Origin of the sequence: Methylobacterium durans (assembly GCF_003173715.1) — a bacterium.
GTDB classification, from domain to species: domain Bacteria; phylum Pseudomonadota; class Alphaproteobacteria; order Rhizobiales; family Beijerinckiaceae; genus Methylobacterium; species Methylobacterium durans.
Map to the genome: position 1 here is coordinate 1,824,408 of NZ_CP029550.1, position 21,080 is coordinate 1,845,487.

The following is a 21,080-nucleotide window of genomic DNA, read 5'->3' on the forward strand; positions in this document are numbered from 1 at the left end:
CTGCCTGCTGTGAACCTCAAACCTTGTCGTATTGCTGGTAGTATCGCTCGGTGTTGGTGTCGATTTTCTTGAGCGCTCTGGGATCGACCTTGTTGAGGACGGCGCCGAGAATCCGGCTCTGTACCGGCTCCGCGGATTCGAGGGCCTCGGCCACGATCTCGGGCGGCGTGCGTCCCCATTCGACGACGAGAACGAAGAAGTCGACGAGGTAGCTCGCCGCCTTCGCATCGACGACCGGCCCGAGAGGCGGAAAGTCGATGACGATGTATTCGTAGCGAGACCTCGCCTCCTTCACCAAGTTGGCCATCCCGGGGGACGCAAGCAGATCGCTCGTGTGCGCGATCGGATTCTCAAGGAACGCGGGCAGAAAATCGAGACCGGTGGTCGCGTCGTGCCACACGAGGTCTTCGATCGGTGTGCCACGAAGCGCTTCGATCAGGCCGCCCTGCGCGTTCGGCGCCAGAGCCTTGGACAGAGAGGGATTGCGCAAGTCGCCGTCGATCAGCAACGTCGATGCTCCGGCATTCGACAGCAAGTGAGCCAGGTTGGCCGACAGGGTGCTCTTGCCTTCCCGCGAGACGGCTGAGACCACGCCGAGAACCAAGACGTCACGACTCACGCTGGTCGTGTCGGCGGCGACCTTGATACGGCGAATGGTCTCGGCGAACCGGGAAAACGGCGTCAGGAGCACTTGGCGTGCGACACCCGGATCCTGGCAGAGAATCCGGTCATTGCTCTCCTGAGGCGCCGAGAACACCACGTCGGCACGTGGCGCGCGGACGCGTCCGGACTCGATGACAGGCAAGATCCCGAGGCAGGCGACTCCGAGGGCGTCTTCCAGCTCCCGCGGCGTGCGAACCACGCTCTCGATGCGCTCACGGAGATAGCCCAGGCCCAGTGCGGCGCCCAATCCGAGCACCGTCGCCAACGTCAGCACGAGGGCAGGCTTGGGCGCGACCTTCTCGGCGCGCGTGGCAGCCGTGATGACGCGGGCCTCCGTACTCGCGAAATTCTGCTGCTGCGTCGCCTCCATGAAGCGCTGCAGGAAGGCATCGTGGAGGGCCTGATAGGATTTCGCGGTACTCTCAAGCACCTTGAGGGCGCCGTGCTCCTGCCTCGTGCCGGCCTCTCGCTTCGTCTGCTCGCTCAATCGGGTCTCGGCGGCTTCCTCGCGCGCTTGGGCAAGGCGGAGATCGCTCTGGTATCCTTCCGCGATACGCTTCAACTCGCTTCTCGCCGCCTCTTCGATCTGGCGCATCTCCTTGTGCAGATTGATCAGCACTTCATGTTCGGCACCGAGCCGCGGCATGTAATAGGCTTCCTGCCGCGAAAGATCGACGTATTGCTGACGCAGGCGGTTCATGACGTCGTTCTGCAGAGTGGCCGAGAGGATCGCGTCGGGCGTCCGGCTGGCCAGCATTTCAGTCACGCGCTCGACCTTCGCGCGGGTGTCCGCTGTCTGCTCCCGAGCGGTGACGAGCTGGGTCGTCAGTTGCGTGAGCTTCTGCTCGTCGAGGGACGTTCCGCCAATTTGCACGATGTTGTTTTTCGTCTTGAAATCCTGAACGGCCCTGTCCGCCACGACGGCTTGCTCGCGGAGCTCGATCATGCGCTCCTGCAACCAAGCCGCCGCCCGCTTGGTGGTGCTCTGCTTCGTCTGCGTCTGATCGGCAATGAAAGCTTCGGCGACCGCGTTCGCGACCGCGACAGCCTTAGCGGCATCGCGCGACGCGAACCCGATATCGATGACGTACGTCAAGCGGACGCGTTGCACGACGAGGTTTGTCCGGAGGTGACGGATCGCTGCCTGCAGGCGCTCGTCCGCCGCGTTGGTGGCGCTCGGCGCGTTGCGCTCGGCCAGCCTCACGAGAAGCCAGTTCGGCAGCGCGCTCTTGATAAAACCGACGAGACGGGAGGGCTGGCCGGTGAATTCGGGATCGTCGTCGAGCCTGAGATTTTCGACGACGCTGCGGGCGATCGCCTCGGACTTCACGATCTCGATCTGACTATCGACCACCGGCTGATCGAAATTGACTTCGCTCACGAACGATTGCTGCTGGAAGATTTGCAGTCGCCGGGTATCGAGCAGAAGGCTCGACTTCCCGAGATAGATAGGGGAAGCGAGCAGGATGTAGGTCGTCGCGATTCCGAGAGCGATGAGCAACACCGATGCGATGACGAGCGCCTGACGGCGCGCGAATTTCAACAGGCTAAGCGGGTGAAACGCGCCGCCGGCGTCGGCCGGACGCAGGTGCGGAACAGACGCTCCCGGATAATGAACGGTGGGTGTTCGCTTGAGCATAACGGCCGCCGTTGCGCCTCATCTTCGCAGAAAGTTGCAGGTTGATCACTGTGGTGGCGAGCTACTGCCCATTGGCGCCTCGAACGAGCTTGTCGACATCGGACGCCGCGCGAAGTCGAACGTCGACGACATCACCAGGCATCAGCTCGGCATCCTCGTCCGCCGCGATCGATTGTGAGATGCCCTGATCGTTCTTCCGGTAGATCGTTATTTCAGGCTTGCTGCTGGGCCCGTGAACGAGTTGGGACCGAACGACCCCAGTATAGACGAGCTTCTCCCCGACGGCCTGGATCTTGTTGCGAATTGCATCGAGCTTGATCGTGGATTCCTGCAACTTCGCGAGCAGGTTGGTCCGCCGTTCGTCATCCAGGCGCCCGATCCTACGGTTCGCGTCCTCGCGGTCCTTCCGGGATTGGGCGACTTGCGTCGAGGTCTGCAGAACCCGCGTCGCCGCGAGGATGGACAGGCGCTGTTGCTCGACGAGCCTGTTCGCGGGAACGATGCTCTTTTGATATAGATCCTTCGTCTTGTCCATATTGTCGTTCTCGATACGCTCGGCTTCTTGGTCTCGCATCTGCTGCTCGATCGACAGGACGAGATGCTTATCGGCCTCCTGCTGCATGCGTCGAAGAAACGACAACTCATTCTGGTAGGTCGTGTCATCCGATTTCTTCTGGTTCTGGGTCGAGCGCGCGATCTCGTCGAGAACATCCTTCGGGACAGGCTGTATGGCGATATTCAGATCTTCCTGCGGCTTGCCATCCAGTTCCGCCTGAACGCGCCAGCGCTGGGCCCGCTCTCGGGCGAAATCCGTCCAGAGTGTCTGGTATTCGGCTCGCAAGTCGACGGCTTCGAGGAACGGGTCCTTGATGCGGAATCGCATCGCGTCGAAGCCCCCGGCGAGCGCTATGGCGGCTCGAACCGTCATCTTCGGACGGTAGGTCTGCGATCCCGGCCGTGAGACGTCGCCGCTGACGAAAAGCGGCCTGTACTCGATGATATCGACGGAGATCTGCTCCGGACGGAGTGCGATGTCCTCCCGCCCGTCAGCCGCGCGATGCCTGAACTCCTTGCTGCCGAGCAGGCTCTGAATGGTCGATCGAATGTCCGACAAGGTACGTCCGGCGACTTTCAGATGTCCCACCATGGGAACGGACAATTCTCCATCCACGTTGACGGCGCCGCGTTGGCGCAGGTCGTTGATGCCGAACACGGAGACTTCGATCACGTCTCCGCTGTCCACGACATACTCAGCCGAGGCAGAGCCGGACGCAGCGCCGAGAATCGACGCCAGGAAGATCCGGTACGCAAGGCTCCGCGCTCTGAGGCTACGACGGCTCATCGGTGCGCCCATGGGCAGCAATTCGTCTGGACATTCCGGGTCACGATCAATCCCACGAACTGCGAGGGCGCATGCGGACGTTCGGCTGGTCGGAGGCAGCGACTGACGCGAGCACGTGGGACCTACTCGGACGGGACCGTGGCCTGGCGACTGAGTTGGCGTTCGCCCGCTGGATCCGTGATCCGGGTGGGAAAATACGGACTGAAGAAGATCGTCTTGGGCGGGCTCGAACCATTCCCGCGGCCCGCACGAAAGTACGGCGAGAATGCTAATGTCGCCTCTCGACTGACTGTCGACGACCCATCGATCTTGCTGTGCTGATCCGACATGATCGTGACCCGCTCCAGAGGTGCACAGCCTTATACGAAAAGAGGACCCGCCTGAACCAGGGAGATAAATGGGTACGACTTATCATGGGCGATTTTCTCGTCCATAGGTATTAGGCGTACTGAGACTTCGCTTCATCCGGCAGGATCGGAGCGGACCCCGGCCCCAAGCATGGGCCGCCGGAGGCGAGATCCTGCGGCACGCGCCAGGAATGCATTCAGCCTGGGACAGGTGGGCTGATCATCGGACAATCGGCCGGCGTGATGCACGCCGGAGCGCCAGAAGACCGAGTATCGCGAGCGCCTTTCACGCACCGTGCGATGCGGTCCTGCCGATCGTCCGATAGCGCGAGGGTACCGATGTTCGCGCACGGAATCCTGCTCGCTGCCACCGTTGCTCTCGGGATCGTCGCCCAAGTCGGGACGATCACCGCAGCGGATTTGTCTGCCGGCGGGGGCGTCGAGGCGATCGCCCCGTCGACTGCTCCACAATGGCCGAGCATGACACCTGCAAAGCCGAGCAGAAGCGGCTTGCCCGTGATGCCATGCACCTGATCGATCTGGAGCGGCTTGGGGCGTGCTCCACTTTTTGCGGCTCGTCGAACCGGTGGGAGCTTCAGGAGGAAAACCGCAATGAAATCAAAGGCGATTTCAGCGATTGGTGCCCAGGAAAGGACTCAGCCAGCCCTCGCCTAAGCCATTGATATTACAAGCGGCGAGCGGGTCACCGGCAGAGGTTTGTGTACCGGTTCTGTGGCCCGGAGTCGAGAGAACGAAGTTGATGATCAACATCGCTACTTCTTTGGAGACGAGGGCTTGCCTGCGTCGGGCGGTCGCTGAAATGCGGAAGGCCGGCTCTGCTCCCATGGGCGCCATTCAGCCAGCCAGAGAGCATCTCCGAAGCGGCCATTGCAGTAGCCCAGGGCGGTGAGACGAGGCAGGCAACGCGACTCTGAGCTCAGCGCATCGCAGCGGGTCTCAGCGCTCGCCGCGCGCGACCGACGGCCTGCCCCAAACCGTGATACTGCGCACCGCCTGCCCGTCCCAATCGACGGAGCAGCCGATATCAGCCATCGCATCCTCGAACAGCGCCTGCCAGTTCTGATCGTAGTCGCCGTTCGACAGCCGGTTCCGGATCGCCGCATGTGCGCGCGTGGCAGTATCCTGATCCGGAGGCAGACCGACCCTCACCCAATAGGCATCGAGAGCAGCGGCTGCGCGCTCACCAATGGCAGGGTCCATGAGCATGCTCCTCGCATGGAAATAGATGCTGACCGCGGATGGCGATGACCGCTCCTGCTCTCCGCACGCGGATCCATATGGTCTGAACCGGCACGCCCTCTCTAACCTTCCGCCCCCCTCGTGACAGGTCCGGGAACGAGATCGTCACAGTCACGCCAGCTTCACTGCGGATATCGATGTCGCCCTCGATCTGCTGCACCAGCGAGCGCACCAGACCGTAGCCCAGCGAGCCCTCGCGCACGCCCGCCATGCCGATCCCATTGTCTTGGATCAGCAGCTCGATCCAGCCCGGTTGAGGCCGCCGCACCTGCGCCAGGATCGTGCCGGAGCGGGGCGATGGGAACGCGTATTTCACGGCGTTGGTGACCAGCTCGGTCAGCGCCAGACCCAGAGGAATGGCCTGGTCCGCGCTGACAAAGATGCCGTCTTCGGCCTTGGCGTCCAAGCGGATGCGCTCGTCGCTTGGAATGATTGCCTCCAGCGCAGCGCAGAGGTCGGCCACGTAGCTGCCGACATCAACCTGCTGCACGCTCTCCGACTTGCTCAGCAGGTCGTGCGCCTGCGCCATCGCATTGAGCCGCTCCTGAGTCTCGGCAAACAGCGCCTGCACCGCCGGGTCGGCCTGGCGTCGCCCCTGCAGGCTCAAGAGCGCCGCAGCGATCGAGAGACTGTTCTTGGCCCGGTGGTTGACCTCGACCAGCAGCATCTCGCGCTCCGCCGCTAACTTCGTCAGCCGCTCGTTCACCGCCTCCAACTCGCGGGTCCGCACTTGCACGCGCTGCTCCAGCTCTGCCGTTAGAGCCTGCAGGTCCCTTTCGGCCTCGAAGCGGCGGGTGATGTCGAGGTAGGAGAGAAAGTGGTTGGTGACGGTGCCCTGGCCGTCGTCGAGAGGACTGGCAAACAGCATCGCACGGAAGGTGGTGCTGTCCTTGCGGTACTGCAGGAGTTCCAGGTTCGTGTCGTGGCCTGTGCGGATTGCGGCCTCGTACTGCTGGATTGCCAACGGATCGGTCTCCCGACCGTTCATGAAGTGCGGATCCTGCCCGAGCAACTCCTCCAGTGGATAGCCGGAGAGGCTGATAAAGGCCTGATTGGCAAAGATGACCGGATTGCCCGGCAGGGTGGCGTCCGTGACCAGCATCGGCATGCGGGTCAGGCGCACCGCGTCGACAAAGATCCCACCATGCTGGCGGATCGCGTCGACATGCCGTTCTGCCAACGTCCGCTCCGGGGTGCCGGCCAAGCCGTGCTGAAATTCGTTCATGCCACACCCTCGGGCAAGATCAGTATCCTGCTTGATTTCCTGAACGGCCGACCGAGGCACGGCCGTTCTGGTACTCGTCCGCTGCTTCGTGAGCGTGCCGCAACCCTCTAGGCCGCCGGCTGGCTCACGCATGCTTGGGACGTAAGGGCTGGACCTGGCCTCCGTGCTGTGACGCGGCGGAGTACGCCGCTGAACAACACGCCCCTAGGCCCCGTCTTCCCCCGGATTGCGGCGGCAGACACCGCGAGTATGCCTCTCGATCTCTGCCAGTGCGACATCGAGGGCGGCGTGCGGGCCCAGCCTGATCCCCGCCATTGTGGTCAGTGCATGCCCCTCCGGATGGATGGTGAACGCGTTCGGAGCGGTCTGCCTGATGCACCCCATTGAGCGGCCGAGCAGATCGATCAACTCCCATTCCATCTCATTGGCAGTGGGATTCACGCTCAGATCCACAACACCTCCTCGGCGTTACGCAAGTTTAGCGGATTTTCCAGGCCAGCCCGCTGCACCAAGCACCTCTGGCCTGGCTGCGCTCCGGTCAGGAGGCGAGGGTGAGCTCGCCTTCCAGCACAGCGCGCTCGCCGGCCGCCGATCTCACTCGGTACGCTGGCTCGCCCGAACGCTCCTCCGGCATGAGCCGCACGATCTCGAAGATGCTGCTGACAGCACTCCCGTTATCAACGGAGCCGTACTGCCGGGCCTGCCGAACCCGCTGACCGATCTTGAACTTGTGAGACATCTACAATCCTCCTGATTGAGCTACGTCGCGATGCGCGGCCGCGCTATCGCCGCACTCTAGCCTTGCGGGCTGCGAAGCGCGCATCACGCGCCGCCTTCTGCTCGGCCGCCAGCGCGGCTTGCCGTTCCGCCTTCTCGGCGGCCTGGCGGGCAGCTTCGGTCGCCTCACGCTCCCGCACAGCAAGCGCCTCAGCCTCGCGCTGAGCCTCAGTTGCGAGACGAGCTATCTCCCGCTCGTTGACCCGAACCTCTCGGGCTTGGATGACCGCTCGCCGCGCTGACTGCCGTGCGAGAACAATTGGGTCATCGGCGGACGGGCATGCCCGGAACCGAGCTATCGTAGCCTGCCGCGCCTTGGCAGCGGCCTCAAGACGATCAACGAGCTGGTTGGCTTTGAATTGACCCACGTACATTCCTTATGCACACCGCGGCTGAGCGCCCATGCTGAGAGAAATGAAAAGCCGCTCCAGGCGGAGCGGCTTCGATGATGGTCAACGTTGAGGAGACCTCACGCAGCCTGCAGGCTTCCAGCCGCCTGCTTCCCCGAGCGGCGATCCGTCTCGATCTCGTAGGAGACCTTCTGGCCTTCATCGAGGGTCTGCATGCCGGCGCGCTCGACGGCCGAGATGTGGACGAACACGTCCTTGCTGCCGTCCTCAGGTTGGATGAAGCCGAAACCCTTGGTTCCGTTGAACCACTTTACGGTGCCGATGCTCATAGGTGTTTCCGTATCTTGCTAGGCAATAAGATATGACAAGCGCATGCAATAACGCGCCCGGTCGCTCGTTGTCGAAATAAGGAAGAAATGCAGATCGCGCGCCCATCTGAGCGGCACGGCCGGATATCTGGCCGAAGTCCGAGACCTCATATCTACGCCATCAGGCAGACATTTACAACCGAGTGGAAGCGGTTTCAGAGAAAGATAAAAATATTATCCGCGGGACGATATGGAACGCTGTCATTTTTGCGAAATTTCTCCCTGACAAGCACTCAAAGCAGAGAGCTTCTTATAGGCAGTTCACTTCTTTGAGGCCCGTGCCCTACGTGCGAGTTTGAGGCCCGTGCCCCTACATCCGAGAGGCGGAAAATTGCAATGCAACGCTCAATGAAATTCGGCCGCAGGGTTCCTATGCCTTCCATGGTCCAGATCAAGCATAGCCTTAGAATGATGGCCGCGACAGACGCGCTGGTTGCGTCAGTGCGCGGGAAGAATTTCACCCCAGAAGAGCTGTCTCAACTTATGACAGATCTTACTGAAGAGTATGGGATACCGCCGGCTCAAGCGCGGATCCTATCCGATCGCTTTGGAGGAGAGCCGAGGCCGGCAGCGATAGCACCATTGGCTTCTCAGGAGCCCTTCAGCAATCCGAGTTGATTGCATGCAACGCTGTCTGACAAAGCCAGGCAGCGGTCGCAGCGCAGGCAATTTATTTATACGCGACGATCATGCGGCGGAGGCTCTCCTGTATCTCTCGTAAATCAGCCATTAAGGAGGGTTTTCGGGACTGCTTCCGGAACCTCCGAAGCTCGATTATTATGACACGCCTCAACGTTGCGTGATTGCGTGATTGCGTGCCCGATCGCGATCTGTTCTACATTCAGTCCATCGCTGGGGCTGTCCGTCCGGCGACCATCATCGCCGCGCCAGAGGGCCTCAGAAGCCCTCGACCTGACGAAGGTCACGTCCTGGGCGTCGAGGTGCAGTGATGGTTTCCAACGCAGACAACAGGCTCCACGGGATACTCGTCGTCGAAGACGAGTTCCTGGTCCAGATGATCGCCACTGACATACTGTCGGACGCAGGCTTCCGGCCGTTCGAGGCACATGATGCCCAAGAGGCCATGACCTTGCTGGAGGCCCGAGCCGACGTGCAGGTGCTGTTCACCGATTGGAACATGCCGGGCGACATCGACGGGCTCTGGCTTGCTCGTCTGGTTCACGAGCGCTGGCCCGCCATCGCCATCCTCCTCACCTCTGGTAAGATGTGCCCGGACCCCGGCGACCTTCCGTTGGGTGAACGCTTTGTCTCCAAGCCGTACCGGCCATCGATGTTGATCCGCGAAATCGAGAGTCTGCTCGGGCAAGATGCCGAGGCCGCTCAGGGCGCGCCCGCGCTCCCGGCGGGGATCATCATGCAGAGCCCGGCCAGTGGAGCAATCGGAGGCGGGAGTATCGCCGGCCTTCTGGCGGAGCCCGCCAAGAGCTGAACTACCGCCCGCGCTTTGCGGTCCCGCAAGACGCGGGGTGTCGAAGTACTTCTCAGGAGCACGCAAGTAGCGGCTTCAGCACAGGAGAAGCATGCTGCGGCCCTGACTACTGCAAACAGCACCGTGTCGTTCCCCGCTATCGGGGACCATTCCGACCCGACAGGCCGCCTCGGCATCGATCTCTGCCGCGATACTCTCCAATGCAGGCCGCCTTCTGAAGCGTCTCCGAGAGGCAGTTCCAATCATGCCCCGGCTCCATCTGTCGCCAGCCTGTTTTCTTGGGCAGCCCCGACATTGTGCAACGCAATCAGGAGCTTGCACGGGGGCATGACGCTTGATGAAATTCGTCACAAAATAAATCATGCCAAAATCGTTCTGTCGATCTTGAAATAAAATCTCTGAACACGACTTAGGTGCAGTGCGAAAATTTCAGAAATTCGCCTCGCCAGCTAAGATGAATTACCTTTTGTCTTAGGTATAATCACCTCGAAACCACAATTTGTAGGGAAGGAAGCTACCATGGCGTTCAACCAGAATTCCAACCAGAACAAGCAGTCCGATCAGAGCGGCAAGGCTGCTGACACGGCCAAGGCGACCATCGACAGGTCCGCCGAGCAGGGCAAGCAGTTCGCGGATGCTGCTCGCGACGGCGCGAACAAGATGGCCGATCTGCAGCAGCAGGCGGCTGAGAACACCAAGAGAATCGTGCAGCGGAGCGTCGAGACGACGTCTCAGCAAGCGCGTGAGGCCACCGAGCGCTTCACGAAGACGCTGGGCTTTACTGGAGAGGACAGCGAGCGTCTCGCTCGCCAGTCAAAACAGAACATGGAAGCGGTCGCACGCTGCGGCACGGTTCTGACACAAGCCTTCCAGGACGCCTCGCGCCACTGGTTCGAGCTTGGTCAGCGGCAGTGGCAGCGCAACCTCGATGGGGTGAACAAGCTGACCCGGGCCAAGTCGGTCCAGGAGTTCGCCGCGATCCAGAGTGAGCTGGCCCGCGAGAGCTTGCAGCACATCGTGCAGGACAGCCGCTCCATCACGGAGACCTCGGCGCGCGCCGTCGAGGAGGCGAGCAAGGCGTTCGCCAGTGTCGCTCAGAGCCCGACCCTCGTCCGCTGAGCTGCGAAAGCATCAGACCCCGGGCACAATGATCCAGGGTTCATCACAAGCCAGGGGGCGGTCGCTTCGGCCGCCCCTTCTCTTTTCCTCGGTCGCACGGGCTCCGGCGCCTCGCGGCGCGGAGCGCACCATGTACAACCCTTTTGCTGTCGCCCTGCTGGCCTTAGAGGCTCAGAAGGTCGTTGAGCTGCGGTTCATGAAGCTCGCCTGGGGCGGCGCTGAGGGCTGCGCCGAAGCTCATCAGATGGTGAACGAGAAGGTCAGCGCCTTCATCGAAGCATCCGGAACGCTGATGACGGGCGGCTCCTGCGAGACGGTGGTCGCTCGCTACCGCGAGCATGTCGCAGCCAACACCAAGCGGCTGACCGCCGCCTAGAGCGGAATGCTCTCACCACCTTCGCCGCCTGGCCGGCCGAGGCTGCCCTCCAAGACACAAGGCTCACGTCATGACACAGCGTTCCACGACACGTAGTTGGCTGGTGCCGGCCCTGCTCGGGTCCGCGGCCGCCCTTGGCGCGTCGGCGCTCTACGCTGTCTCGAAAGCGCGTGGGGCGGAGCAGCGCCATCCGCCCATTGGCAGCTTCCTGACGGTCGATGGCGTGCGCCTGCATTACGTCGAGCGTGGGCAGGGTGAGCCCCTGGTGCTCATTCACGGCAACGGAACGATGATCCAGGACTTCTTGGTCAGCGGCATCGTCGATGAACTCGCCAAGCGCTATCGTGTCATCATCATCGATCGTCCCGGCTACGGGTACAGCGAGCGACCGCGGGCGCTCTGGACGCCGCGAGCGCATGCAACGCTGTTCCAGAAGGCGCTACAACAGCTCGGTGTCTCGCAGGCTGTGGTGCTGGGGCATTCGTGGGGCACCTTGGTCGCGGTCGCCCTGGCGCTGCAGGCTCCTCAGCTCGTGCGCGGTCTCGTCTTAGCTTCGGGATACTACTACCCGACCCTGCGCGCCGACGTGGTCCTGTTCTCGCCACCTGCGATCCCCGTGGTCGGAGATGCGATGCGCTACACGATCTCGCCCGTGATCTCCCGGCTCCTTCTGCCGGGCCTAATCAAGGCCATGTTCGCGCCGGCCTCAGTGCCGGAGCGCTTCGACCGAGAGTTCCCGAAGGAGCTGATGTTGCGCCCCTCACAGCTGCGAGCCTCTGCTGAGGACGCGGCGCTGATGACGCCCGTCACGGTCGAGCTTCAGGAGCACTATCGCGACCTGAAGCTACCCGTCGTGATCGTCGCGGGTGCGGACGATCAGATCGCAGATGTCGGCCGCCAGTCTGAGCGGCTGCACAGTGATTTGCCTGACAGCGAATTCATCGTCGTACCGGGCATGGGGCACATGATCCATCACCTCGCGCCCGAACAGGTCGTTCGAGCTGTGGAGCTTGCCACAATGCACGCGCGTGCCGCGGCTGCGTGAGGGAGAGATCAATGCGTGTCGAGGCCTGCTTCCTGTTCGATTTGGACGGCACTCTCGTCGATAGCGTCTACCAGCACGTGCTCGCTTGGAGCCAAGCGCTTGACCAGGAGGGGATCCCTTTGTCCGTCTGGCGGATCCACCGCAAGATCGGCATGAGCGGCGGCCTCTTCACGAACCAGCTTCTGCGAGAAACGGGACAGGAAATCAGTGAGGAGCGCATCGCGCGCCTGGGTCGCCTGCATGCCAAAGCGTACGGACGATTGTCCTCGCAGATCCGTCCACTGCCCGGCGCACGCGCGCTTCTGGCCAATCTCAACGAGGCCGGCATCCCCTGGGCTATCGCCACGAGCGGCCGTATGGAGACGGCCCGAGTGAACCTGGCAGCCCTAGACGTCGATCCCGACCACGTACCGGTGGTGACGCGCGATATGGTGAAGTACGCCAAGCCCGACCCAGATCTCTTCCTGGCCGCCGCTGAGAGGCTCGGCAAGGCGATCGAGACGGCCGTGATCGTGGGAGACTCGATCTGGGACATGCTGGCGACACGTCGCTGCCGTGGGCTCGGTGTCGGCCTGCTTTCGGGTGGTTACGGAGCGGACGAGCTGGAGCGGTCCGGGGCCGTGCGGGTCTATGAGGACCCGGCCGATCTGCTCAAACACCTCGATGAAGTAGGAGGAAGACGCTGATTTCGAGAACCCGGATGGCAACACCGCCTTGCCATGACGGCAATCCGATGAGCGGTCCGCACGATTGTGGGTCAGACCGGGAGCACGCCGCAGCGACCGCGCGCGAAGTTGCCCGCCACTGCGCGTCCTATCGTGAGCCTGTTCGTAGGCTTGCCCGGTGGCAGATCGCTAACACCTTGCTGCCGTACCTGGCGCTCTGCACCTTCATGCTCTGCATAGCCGCGAACGGTTACGAGCTCTTTATGTTGCCGCTCGCGGTGCCGGCTGGAGGCCTCCTCGTCCGGCTGTTCATCATACAGCACGATTGCGGGCACGGCTCGTTCCTGCCCTCCCGCGCCGCCAACGATTGGCTCGGGCGTGCTCTGAGCATTTTGACGGTGACACCCTACGACAGCTGGAAGCGGGCGCACGCCCTGCACCACGCCTCCACCGGTGACCTGAGCCGCCGCGGAACAGGAGACGTTCACACCCTGACCGTGCGTGAGTACCTCGCCCTGTCGCGCCTGGGCCGGCTTCGATACCGCCTCTATCGCAACCCGCTCATCCTGATCGTACTTGGTTCGCCTCTCAACTTCCTCGTCCTGCAGCGGCTTCCGTCCGGCGTGGGCCTGCCGTGGCTCATGGCTTGGCGGGACGTGCTGGCTCTCGACATCTTCCTGGTCGCCGTGATGGCCGCGCTCGCGTTCGCGACTGGCGGGATCGGGTCGGTGCTGTGGGTGTTCCTGCCGGTGATCAGCGTCGCCGCCTGGATCGGCGGCTGGCTGTTCTATGTCCAGCACCAATACGAGGAGACCGTCTGGGAGGAGGCAGAGGCCTGGGATTTCCACCGCGCGGCACTCGGCGGCAGTTCGTACTATGTCCTGCCGCGCGTTCTGCAATGGTTCACCGGCAACGTCGGCCTGCATCACGTCCATCACCTGAACAGCCGCATCCCGAACTACCGGCTTCAGGAATGCCTGGACGGCCACGCGCTGCTCGGACAGGTGGGCCGACTGACGCTGCGCGACAGCCTAGGTTGCGTCGGGCTGGCACTCTGGGACGAGGATGCCCGCAAGCTCGTCGGGTTCTCACGCCTGCGCACGCTCCAGCCAGCCTGAGAGCGGCCAGGATCATCACATTGGTCGAGCAGAGCCAAACCTCGTCCAGGATGCGCTCCTACCAGGTGCACTTCCTGGCGAAGTGCTGCACGCTCGATAACTGAGCACCAACTCGGAGCGCATGGCCGAACTCGTAAACGCGTACCTGCCCCGCGTTTCGTGTTGCAGTGCAACGTAAGGGAGCGCGGCCCGTTGTGTGAGAGCTACCCTCGCATCGATCGGTGAGGGACGGCATCGGGTGTTCGCTCGTCGGGCGAAGCTGCGGTGCTGCCACCTGACTGAAAGTTCTTTCCCGATGCGCTTCGCAGCCACTCTCACGGCCCTCGCTCTGGCCCTCGCACCATTTCCGACGATGGCCTCCTCCTGCGCCGAGCAAATCGGGACGATCGAGCGCCGCCTCGACAGTGCCGGCGCCGTCGAAGTCACCGGCCTGCAGGCGGGTCATACCCTTCAGACCGGCTCACCCCGGGGCGTGCAGGCCGTTCGCCTCGGCGCCCCGAGCGACCCCGACATGATCTCAACGGCCGACCGCGTGGCAGGGGCCAGAACCCTCATCATCCGCGCGGGCGACGAAGACAGGCGGGGCGACAAGCGCGCCTGCGAGAACACCATGACCGAGGCCAAGGGGATGATTGGCGCTCTGCCGTAGCCTCACCCCATCGCAGCAGGTAGCCCCCCACGAAAGCACAGTGATGAGCAGACAGCTCGGGATCGCCTCGACAGAGATGCTGGGGCAAGCCATCGACCGACCCCGCGCCCTGGCACGCCGGTTCGGCAATACGGCCGGGAGCCGAGCCTACGACGTGTTCGTTCCGTCTGGATATGAGGGAGCCCCTCTTCCTCTAGTGGTGATGCTGCATGGCTGCTCGCAGTCATCGCGCGACTTCGCCATCGGCACGGGAATGGACCGGTTGGCGGAGGAGCAAGGTTTCTTCGTTGCCTATCCGGACCAGCCAAGATCGGCCAACATCGCCAAGAGCTGGAACTGGTTCAAGGACGAGCACCAGAGACGCGACCGAGGCGAACCGTCCATTCTCGCCGGCCTTACGTGTGAAATTGTGAGTGAGTTCAACATCGATCCGACACGGGTCTACGTCGCCGGACTGTCCTCGGGTGGCGCAGCCGCCGCGGTCATGGCGATGACGTACCCGGACATCTACGCGGCCGTCGGGATCCACTCCGGGCTGGCGTTCGGTTCGGCCGGCTCGATGTCTGAAGCTTTGTCCGCCATGCGGCGAGGCGCCTTGCTCCGGCCAAGGCAAGCAACGCGTTCGGTGCCGACCATCGTCTTCCACGGAGATCGCGACACGACCGTCTCACCGGTCAACGGAGAACAAGCTATCGCCCAGGCGCAACCCGATGTGGACCTGACCATTGCCACCATCGAGGGTCGCTCCAGCGGCGGAGTGGCCTACACCCAGACCGTCCTGACCGAACCGGGCGGTGTGTGGTCGTCGGAGCAATGGGGTCCTGCACGGCGCCGGTCACGCCTGGGCTGGCGGCCACCCAGCCGGCTCCCACACCGATCCGACAGGTCCCGATGCCAGTCGCGAGATACTACGGTTCTTCATGTCCCACGCGAAGAGCGGCGGAGCGCGACGACACTGACTGCCTTCCTGGATGAACCAGACCGAAGCGGTTCCTGAGGAGCGTCCCTTGGTCGATCTACGCATCCATCACCGGACGACCTACCGCTACAGGCAGCCGGTCGGGCTGGGGCCACACCGGCTGATGCTCCGCCCGAGGGAGGCCCGGGACCTGAGGCTCCTGTCGAGCGAGATCATGGTGACGCCGGATGCGGCTGTGAGCTGGGCCAACGACGTTGCCGGGAACGCGGTCGCGACAGTCACCTTCGGAACACCGTCCGACACGCTCGTCATCGACAGCGTCGCGCACGTCGAGATTTTGGCACTCACCTATCCGGTCTTCGACATCGCCGCTTCGGCCATCTCGTTTCCCTTCCGGTACTCTGACGACGAGTGGACGGACCTTGGAGCACTCACCGTGCGGCAGTACCCTGATGGGGAGCGCCTGCAGAGATGGGCCCAGGGATTCGTTGCGGGCTACCCCACCGACACCCTCTCGCTCCTCAAGGACATCAATGCCGGTGTGGGTGGTGGCATCACCTACCAGGCCCGGGAGGACGAGGGCACACAGTCGCCGGACCAAACCTTATCGTCGGGTCTGGGCTCCTGCCGGGATCTTGCCACGCTCTTCGTTGAGGCGGTCCGTAGTCTCGGCTTCGGTGCACGGGTCGTCTCGGGCTATCTCCATGACCCCACGCGCGCACTGCTCGGCTCGGCCGATGCCGGTTCTACCCATGCCTGGAGCGAGGTCTACCTGCCCAGCGCAGGCTGGGTCACCTTCGATCCAACGAACTGCAGCGTGGGCGGTGCGAACCTCATCCCGGTCGCCGTGGCGCGCGACATCCGCCAGGCCATGCCGGTGATGGGCAGCTTCATCGGGCCCGCCGATGCCTTCCTGGATATGTCCGTCGCTGTCCAGATTGCCGACTGACGCAGCGCTGGGGCCGCTTCTGGCAGACAACAACCCTGGCCTTCAACAGCCGGCGGAAAGGCTTCAAGCTCCCTCAGCGTCCACTATGACGCAGGCGAGGAACCCATTAGCCAACACACCCGTTTTCATTGTGCGACGCAACATAGCCGCCGAGGAGCGATATTGACCTGACCGGCATTTTGGACCGTGCCAGTTGCGAGGCTACTGCATGGTAGCGGCCATGGGTCGGCGGAAGGCCAGCTCCGGGAAGCTGACGGGCGCGGGCGGCCGGTAGCCCAGCGACGAATGCGGCCGGACGCGGTTGGAGCTGGTGTGCCAAAGCCCGATCACAGCTTGTGCCTCTTTGAGCGAGTAGAAGATCTCTTGGCGCAGGCACTCGTCGCGTAGCTCTGCTCGCAGATGCCCGCCTCTTTGCAGGCAACGGCGATGCTCTTGCCCCTGGGCTGTCTGCACCTCGATCTGGCGCAGCGTCAGTACCACCTGCTCGGCACTCGGCCTCTGTCCTCGCCTCATCTCCAGCTCCTCCGGTCCTGGCTGATCCTCGCAATCAGCCCGGTCCAAAGCCAGCCGGTCAGGTCACTCCCGCCGGGCGTCGGCGGCTGCGTCAGGTGGAAGTGCTTGCGGTCGCTTGTGACGGTCTCAGCCAGCCCGTCGATAGCGCCCACGATCTCGCTCGCAGCCACGTAGACCAGCGAGTTGATTGGCGCGTCAGGACACGCGACCTCAACCCCGCCAATCAGGCAGCGTCCAGCCATGTGGTCGACAAGGTGACGGTCGCCGTGAGCACGACATCATCGCTCTCGTCGCGCACCGTCGCACCAAGGCGGCTGTGCATGTGTTCGAGCGGACGTTCCCTCGCCACGTCGCAGAGCAGCCTCAGCGCGCACTCGCTCACCGCGTCCGGGCCCACACACTCCTGCCCGCGGGTGTCGCGCGACGAGAACTTGCTGTTGTGAATGTCGAAGAAGTAGCGTGCCACATGGCTCTCCGCAGGTCATCGGCGGGAGCACACGCCTCTCTCAGCGGCTGATTGCCAGGGATCGGATCAGCGGTGAGCCACCTTAGGCCCTGCTCAGCCACATAGCCACGCAATTCGCCGGAGTGGCCCGCGATCCTCACGCCTGCCCAGTTCGGCGCAGAAGATGCAGGTAGTTCGAATTAAAGTGAGCGAAGGCTTGTAGACGGGCAACATCCGGAACCGTCAGCACGCCCTTGGCCAGAGTGATCAGGCCATCCGCGCGCAGCTGCTGCAGGGTGCGGTTCATGTGAACGGGCGAGATCCCCAGCGCGTCGGCCAGCTCGTTCTGCGTCAGTGGAAGGTAACAGCTGTTTGGTTCCGCAAGTCCGACAGCCTGAAGGCGCACCAGCAGCTCGCAGAAGAGGTGGGCTGTCTGAGCTTCTGAGGAGCGCTGGCCCATGCCGGTGAGCCATTCGCGCAGGATGCCCTCATCGACCAGCGTCGCCCACCACAAGGCGCGGGTGATGCGGGGATGGTTCAAGGTCAGTTCCGCAATGCTCTCGCTTGAGATCGCCACCATCGTGCACCGGCTCAGCGTGCAGATGCTGTGATCCATGAAGCCGAGGATGGCGACGTGCAGATCGCAGAAGTCGCCTGGGATCAGGAAGGCCAGGATCTGGCGCTTGCCGTCCGGCAGGACTTTGTAGCGACAGGCCAGTCCGCTCATGACGAGGTGGACCACCTCCGGCCGCTCACCTTCCTGGATGAGATCCTGCCGCGCCTCGACCTCGCGTGTTCGGGCGCACAATTCCTCCAGTGTAACCTTGTCTGCCGCTGAGAGAGCGGCCCCGTGTTCGAGCTTCAGGATCAGCGGGTTCGACGCTGGCCGTAGGCATGATGGGCTGGATGCGAAATCGGCCATCCGCCAGCTAGATAGCCATAGGACGCTGAGGTCAAACTGCCAGTCCCTCTGACAAGCTGGCAGAAACCCAGCCGCGCCATATGCCAAAGCTGGAAGCACGCATTTCTTCGTCGAAGCTATGCCGTACGCCCGACGTCAAACCAGACACTCTCCAGCACTTTTGCTCGCCAGTCTGCCTGGGCTGGAGCCAACTGGACGATGTGCATGATGGCCTCATCCAAGGCATCCAGCCCTCCGGCCTCGTAGATGTCCTCACCGAACCGGTGCAGATCTGCCCAATGATCCGCGTCGATCGAGTTGCCGACGGGACAGCTGAAATCGGGTCCGAACCGGGTTCTTCCGGGCTCGCGCCACGTGGTGAGATTTCCGCCATCGCTCACGGCACTGAAAATAGAGCCTGCCGCTTCATTCTCTGCGATAGCTTCCAGCAGAGCGTCAGCCGCGTCTTCAGCTAAAGTTGCCCGCTGGTGCAGCACCGCTGCAGCTTCTGGATCATCCGTCATGTCTGATCCTCACGCAAGCTGATGAGCAAGCTCTTCATCTTCGCGCGAGCGCGTTGCTGCGTCGAGCCCGCGTGCAGAGCACCAAGCTGCAAAGGCGCGCTCGCGTGCCTCGTATGCTGAGCGCAAGGCGCTATCTGGCTCGCCACGCCCGCTTGGCTTGTCGCGGTGGAAGTATGGGTTGCCGCCGTGAAGGCCCCGAACTTCGCGCGCCCAAGGCTCATCTGCGGCGGCGAACTGCTCATCGATCTGCGCAAGCCGAACTGGATGCACCACGGCAGAGCTCCTTTTGGATGAGGAAACCCTCCCCGCCCACATCATCTCTGGCAACGCCAAATGTTATAGGAAGTAATGCTCGCAGGAACTCGCTACCCGAGCGATCCTTCAAGGCGTTGGACAGCCGGAAATGGACGAAGGCCAAACGCTGAAACGTCAATTCTGACGTTGTAACAGTCAGGCGCTTTAGGTTTTCTGGACGACCGCTCTGGCACTGCCGCGGAACGATAAAGCCGGCAGCAACGTTTTTCTTGTGCGGTGCAACATGGCCGCAGAGGAGCGGGTATGATCGGGCCAGCAGAAATCGAGGACATGCTGTCGGAGTATGCCGACGCACAGCCCAGCCCCGACGACCTGATGTCGACAGAGCTTCAGAGCTGGCCGCCCAGCCACCGGTCGTGGGGCGCAGGGCCTATCGCGTCTGTCACTGAAGAACTTCTGCCCGTCGAGGACCTCGGGCAGACAGCCGCTGTTCTGGGGTGAGTAGTATCAGCAGAAGTAAGGCGCCTTCAAAAGACCACAATGTTTGGTTAAATAAGGGGTATCGGACCAGATCCATTCGGCCCGCTCTCGATCGAGCGCCGAGCCCGGTTTCCCGTCTTTTTCAAAGTTTGATCGCTGCCCTATCCGCAGCGCACCTGTCGCTCGCTTCTAGCTGCGACACTCCTGAACACACGCGCCGACCGACGGCTTCTGCCGTAGCGGCCTATGGATTTCGCATGCACATCACTACTGAACTGAAGCCCACGGCGGCACAGTCGCGCTCTTTAGCTGGCGCCAAGCCGGCTATCTCCAATTCTGTTTGGAAGCCGCAGCCCTGCGGTCTCACCCGCGAAGAATTGCGTAAGATCGTCCTAGAGCAGCTCGGCTGACCTACAGAAACCCGCTCCCTGAGTGACCCTTGAAGGCGTTCGCCCGAAAGATGTAGCCCAGCGCCGCGCGCGAGTCGCGATGTCCACTCTGCTCATGATGAGGGCGAGATCGCCGCCGCGCTCGGCCGCCGTCGTGATGTAGCCGGTCCGGAACGAGTGCGCCCCAAAGGTCGAGACATTGAGGCCAGCGGTTTTCGTGTAACCCTTCACGATCTCGGCGATGCTAGCGGCACTGCTCGGGCATCCGCACTCATTGTAGCGCCCTCCACCGTTCCGAGAGGTCGAGCATAGCTTCCGGAGGTTGGACAGGATCTTGGAATGGGTTGCCAATGCTCCAGTGAATGAGCCGAGTGACGCTTGTCCCCCGTGACCTAAGAGCCTCTAACAAAACCGGTTGCGGCGCGTTGAGAGGAGATGGCGAAACCGCTCCTTCCCGACGGCTTATGGGCCGTGATCGCCCCGCTGCTGCCGCCTGAACCGGCCAAGCCTAAGGGTGGGCGCCCTCGAACATCCGACCGCGTAGCGCTGACCGGCATCTTGTTCGTGTTGCGCTCGGGCACGCCTTGGGAGCTGCTGCCGCGCGAGATGGGCTGCGGCTCGGGCATGACCTGCTGGCGACGCCTGCGCGACTGGCAGAAGGCTGGAGTGTGGGACCGTCTGCAACAGGCGCTGCTCGACCGGCTGGGACGCCAGAACGGCATCGACTTCAGTCGCGCTTCGCTCGACAGCGCCTCGATTGCCGCCAAAAGGGGGGCTCGGCGACGGGCCCGAACCCGACTGATCGCGGCAAGCCGGGCACGAAGCGCCACGTCCTCACCGATGCGAAGGGCATCCCTCTCGCGCTGAGCCTCACAGGGGCCAACGTGCACGACAGCCGGATGCTGGAGGAGGTCGTGGATGCCGTCCCGCCGATCCGCCAGTGCTGGGGACGACCGCGCAAACGCCCCGCCCGGCTGTATGCCGATAAGGCTTACGACCACCGCCGCTGCCGTCGGGCTCTTACCCGCCGGCGCATCCAGCACCGCATCGCCCGCCGCGGCATCGAGAGCAGTCAGCGTCTCGGGCGTCACAGGTGGGTGGTCGAGAGGACGCTGGCCTGGTTTGCCCAGTTCCGCCGCCTTGCCATTCGCTACGAGCGGCGGAGAGATATCCATCTCGCCTTCTCCACGCTGGCCGCAGCCCTCATCGTCTGGCGCTTCATCGAACGATGGTTTTGTTAGACGCTCTAACATTACAGTTGCAGGGTGAGGCTCCTATCTGAGTGGTTTCGGATGGGAGAGCGCGATGTCCT

The 21,080-nt window shown here is 62.9% G+C and carries 22 protein-coding genes and 1 pseudogene; 11 read left to right on the top strand and 12 right to left on the bottom strand.

All coding sequences use genetic code 11. From position 1 onward, the window contains the following. Window positions 1-16 precede the first annotated feature (16 nt). On the bottom strand, window positions 17-2,302 hold the full coding sequence (locus DK389_RS08425) for a polysaccharide biosynthesis tyrosine autokinase (RefSeq protein ID WP_109888794.1): 2,286 nt from the start codon (window positions 2,300-2,302) through the stop codon (window positions 17-19). A gap of 61 nt (window positions 2,303-2,363) precedes the next feature. Next, window positions 2,364-3,656 carry a polysaccharide biosynthesis/export family protein gene (locus tag DK389_RS08430; RefSeq protein WP_109888796.1) on the bottom strand — a complete coding sequence of 431 codons (1,293 nt, stop codon included), beginning with the start codon at window positions 3,654-3,656 and terminating at the stop codon, window positions 2,364-2,366. Between the two features lie 805 nt (window positions 3,657-4,461). On the opposite strand from DK389_RS08430, the gene DK389_RS32210 reads away from it, so the two are divergent. After that, window positions 4,462-4,674, top strand: coding sequence for a hypothetical protein (locus DK389_RS32210; protein ID WP_162560571.1), 213 nt, complete (start codon window positions 4,462-4,464; stop codon window positions 4,672-4,674). A 274-nt stretch (window positions 4,675-4,948) separates the two neighbouring features. Here the strand turns inward: DK389_RS32210 and DK389_RS08435 are convergent, their stop codons facing one another. The 6 genes from DK389_RS08435 to DK389_RS08460 all read right to left on the bottom strand — a co-directional run bounded on the left by DK389_RS08435 (window position 4,949) and on the right by DK389_RS08460 (window position 7,932). Continuing rightward, on the bottom strand, window positions 4,949-5,212 hold the full coding sequence (locus tag DK389_RS08435; RefSeq protein ID WP_109888798.1) for a hypothetical protein: 264 nt from the start codon (window positions 5,210-5,212) through the stop codon (window positions 4,949-4,951). After that, window positions 5,193-6,476: a sensor histidine kinase gene (locus DK389_RS08440; RefSeq protein WP_109888800.1), complete on the bottom strand. Its 1,284-nt coding sequence runs from the start codon at window positions 6,474-6,476 to the stop codon at window positions 5,193-5,195. Before DK389_RS08440 ends, DK389_RS08435 begins: the two co-directional genes overlap by 20 nt. Before the next feature lie 204 nt (window positions 6,477-6,680). Next, the gene (locus DK389_RS08445; protein WP_236960745.1) at window positions 6,681-6,929 is read right to left on the bottom strand and encodes a hypothetical protein; all 249 of its coding nucleotides are present in this window, start codon (window positions 6,927-6,929) and stop codon (window positions 6,681-6,683) included. An 85-nt stretch (window positions 6,930-7,014) separates the two neighbouring features. Continuing rightward, a complete protein-coding gene (locus tag DK389_RS08450; RefSeq protein ID WP_109888802.1) occupies window positions 7,015-7,215 on the bottom strand; it encodes a hypothetical protein in 201 nt (66 codons plus the stop codon). 43 nt (window positions 7,216-7,258) lie between these two features. Then, window positions 7,259-7,627, bottom strand: coding sequence for a DUF6481 family protein (locus DK389_RS34040; RefSeq protein ID WP_109888804.1), 369 nt, complete (start codon window positions 7,625-7,627; stop codon window positions 7,259-7,261). A 95-nt stretch (window positions 7,628-7,722) separates the two neighbouring features. Then, on the bottom strand, window positions 7,723-7,932 hold the full coding sequence (locus DK389_RS08460) for a cold-shock protein (protein WP_109888806.1): 210 nt from the start codon (window positions 7,930-7,932) through the stop codon (window positions 7,723-7,725). A gap of 988 nt (window positions 7,933-8,920) precedes the next feature. Here DK389_RS08460 and DK389_RS08465 point away from each other — a divergent pair. From DK389_RS08465 to DK389_RS08505, 9 genes are all read left to right on the top strand, one after another. Continuing rightward, window positions 8,921-9,421, top strand: a complete 501-nt coding sequence (locus DK389_RS08465; RefSeq protein ID WP_109888808.1) for a response regulator — start codon at window positions 8,921-8,923, stop codon at window positions 9,419-9,421. Window positions 9,422-9,940: 519 nt separating this feature from the next. Then, window positions 9,941-10,540: a phasin family protein gene (locus DK389_RS08470; RefSeq protein ID WP_109888810.1), complete on the top strand. Its 600-nt coding sequence runs from the start codon at window positions 9,941-9,943 to the stop codon at window positions 10,538-10,540. Between the two features lie 130 nt (window positions 10,541-10,670). Next, the gene (locus DK389_RS08475; RefSeq protein WP_109888812.1) at window positions 10,671-10,916 is read left to right on the top strand and encodes a hypothetical protein; all 246 of its coding nucleotides are present in this window, start codon (window positions 10,671-10,673) and stop codon (window positions 10,914-10,916) included. Window positions 10,917-10,986: 70 nt separating this feature from the next. Next, the gene (locus DK389_RS08480) at window positions 10,987-11,961 is read left to right on the top strand and encodes an alpha/beta fold hydrolase (RefSeq protein ID WP_109888814.1); all 975 of its coding nucleotides are present in this window, start codon (window positions 10,987-10,989) and stop codon (window positions 11,959-11,961) included. Window positions 11,962-11,972: 11 nt separating this feature from the next. Continuing rightward, on the top strand, window positions 11,973-12,647 hold the full coding sequence (locus DK389_RS08485) for an HAD family hydrolase (protein WP_109888816.1): 675 nt from the start codon (window positions 11,973-11,975) through the stop codon (window positions 12,645-12,647). Between the two features lie 176 nt (window positions 12,648-12,823). Continuing rightward, window positions 12,824-13,744, top strand: coding sequence for a fatty acid desaturase (locus DK389_RS08490; protein ID WP_236960746.1), 921 nt, complete (start codon window positions 12,824-12,826; stop codon window positions 13,742-13,744). Window positions 13,745-14,039: 295 nt separating this feature from the next. Continuing rightward, entirely contained in the window at window positions 14,040-14,393 is a 354-nt protein-coding gene (locus DK389_RS08495) for a hypothetical protein (protein ID WP_109888820.1), read from the top strand. Between the two features lie 43 nt (window positions 14,394-14,436). Further along, entirely contained in the window at window positions 14,437-15,390 is a 954-nt protein-coding gene (locus DK389_RS08500) for an extracellular catalytic domain type 1 short-chain-length polyhydroxyalkanoate depolymerase (RefSeq protein WP_236960747.1), read from the top strand. A gap of 10 nt (window positions 15,391-15,400) precedes the next feature. After that, the gene (locus tag DK389_RS08505; protein WP_109896167.1) at window positions 15,401-16,261 is read left to right on the top strand and encodes a transglutaminase family protein; all 861 of its coding nucleotides are present in this window, start codon (window positions 15,401-15,403) and stop codon (window positions 16,259-16,261) included. Between the two features lie 201 nt (window positions 16,262-16,462). Here the strand turns inward: DK389_RS08505 and DK389_RS08510 are convergent. The 4 genes and pseudogenes from DK389_RS08510 to DK389_RS08530 form a co-directional block, all read right to left on the bottom strand. Beyond that, window positions 16,463-16,651: pseudogene (locus DK389_RS08510) on the bottom strand (integrase core domain-containing protein); the annotation flags it as partial. A gap of 346 nt (window positions 16,652-16,997) precedes the next feature. Next, window positions 16,998-17,240: a DUF6894 family protein gene (locus DK389_RS08520; RefSeq protein ID WP_109888824.1), complete on the bottom strand. Its 243-nt coding sequence runs from the start codon at window positions 17,238-17,240 to the stop codon at window positions 16,998-17,000. A gap of 136 nt (window positions 17,241-17,376) precedes the next feature. Further along, window positions 17,377-18,141, bottom strand: coding sequence for a Crp/Fnr family transcriptional regulator (locus tag DK389_RS08525; protein WP_109888826.1), 765 nt, complete (start codon window positions 18,139-18,141; stop codon window positions 17,377-17,379). A 116-nt stretch (window positions 18,142-18,257) separates the two neighbouring features. Next, window positions 18,258-18,644, bottom strand: coding sequence for a hypothetical protein (locus tag DK389_RS08530; protein WP_109888828.1), 387 nt, complete (start codon window positions 18,642-18,644; stop codon window positions 18,258-18,260). A 1,559-nt stretch (window positions 18,645-20,203) separates the two neighbouring features. On the opposite strand from DK389_RS08530, the gene DK389_RS08550 reads away from it, so the two are divergent. Then, window positions 20,204-21,009, top strand: a protein-coding gene (locus DK389_RS08550) for an IS5 family transposase (RefSeq protein WP_109888834.1) whose coding sequence is annotated in 2 segments (ribosomal slippage) — window positions 20,204-20,534 and window positions 20,534-21,009 — 807 coding nt in all. Because the reading frame shifts where the segments join, the coding sequence is not laid out codon by codon here. Window positions 21,010-21,080 lie beyond the last annotated feature (71 nt).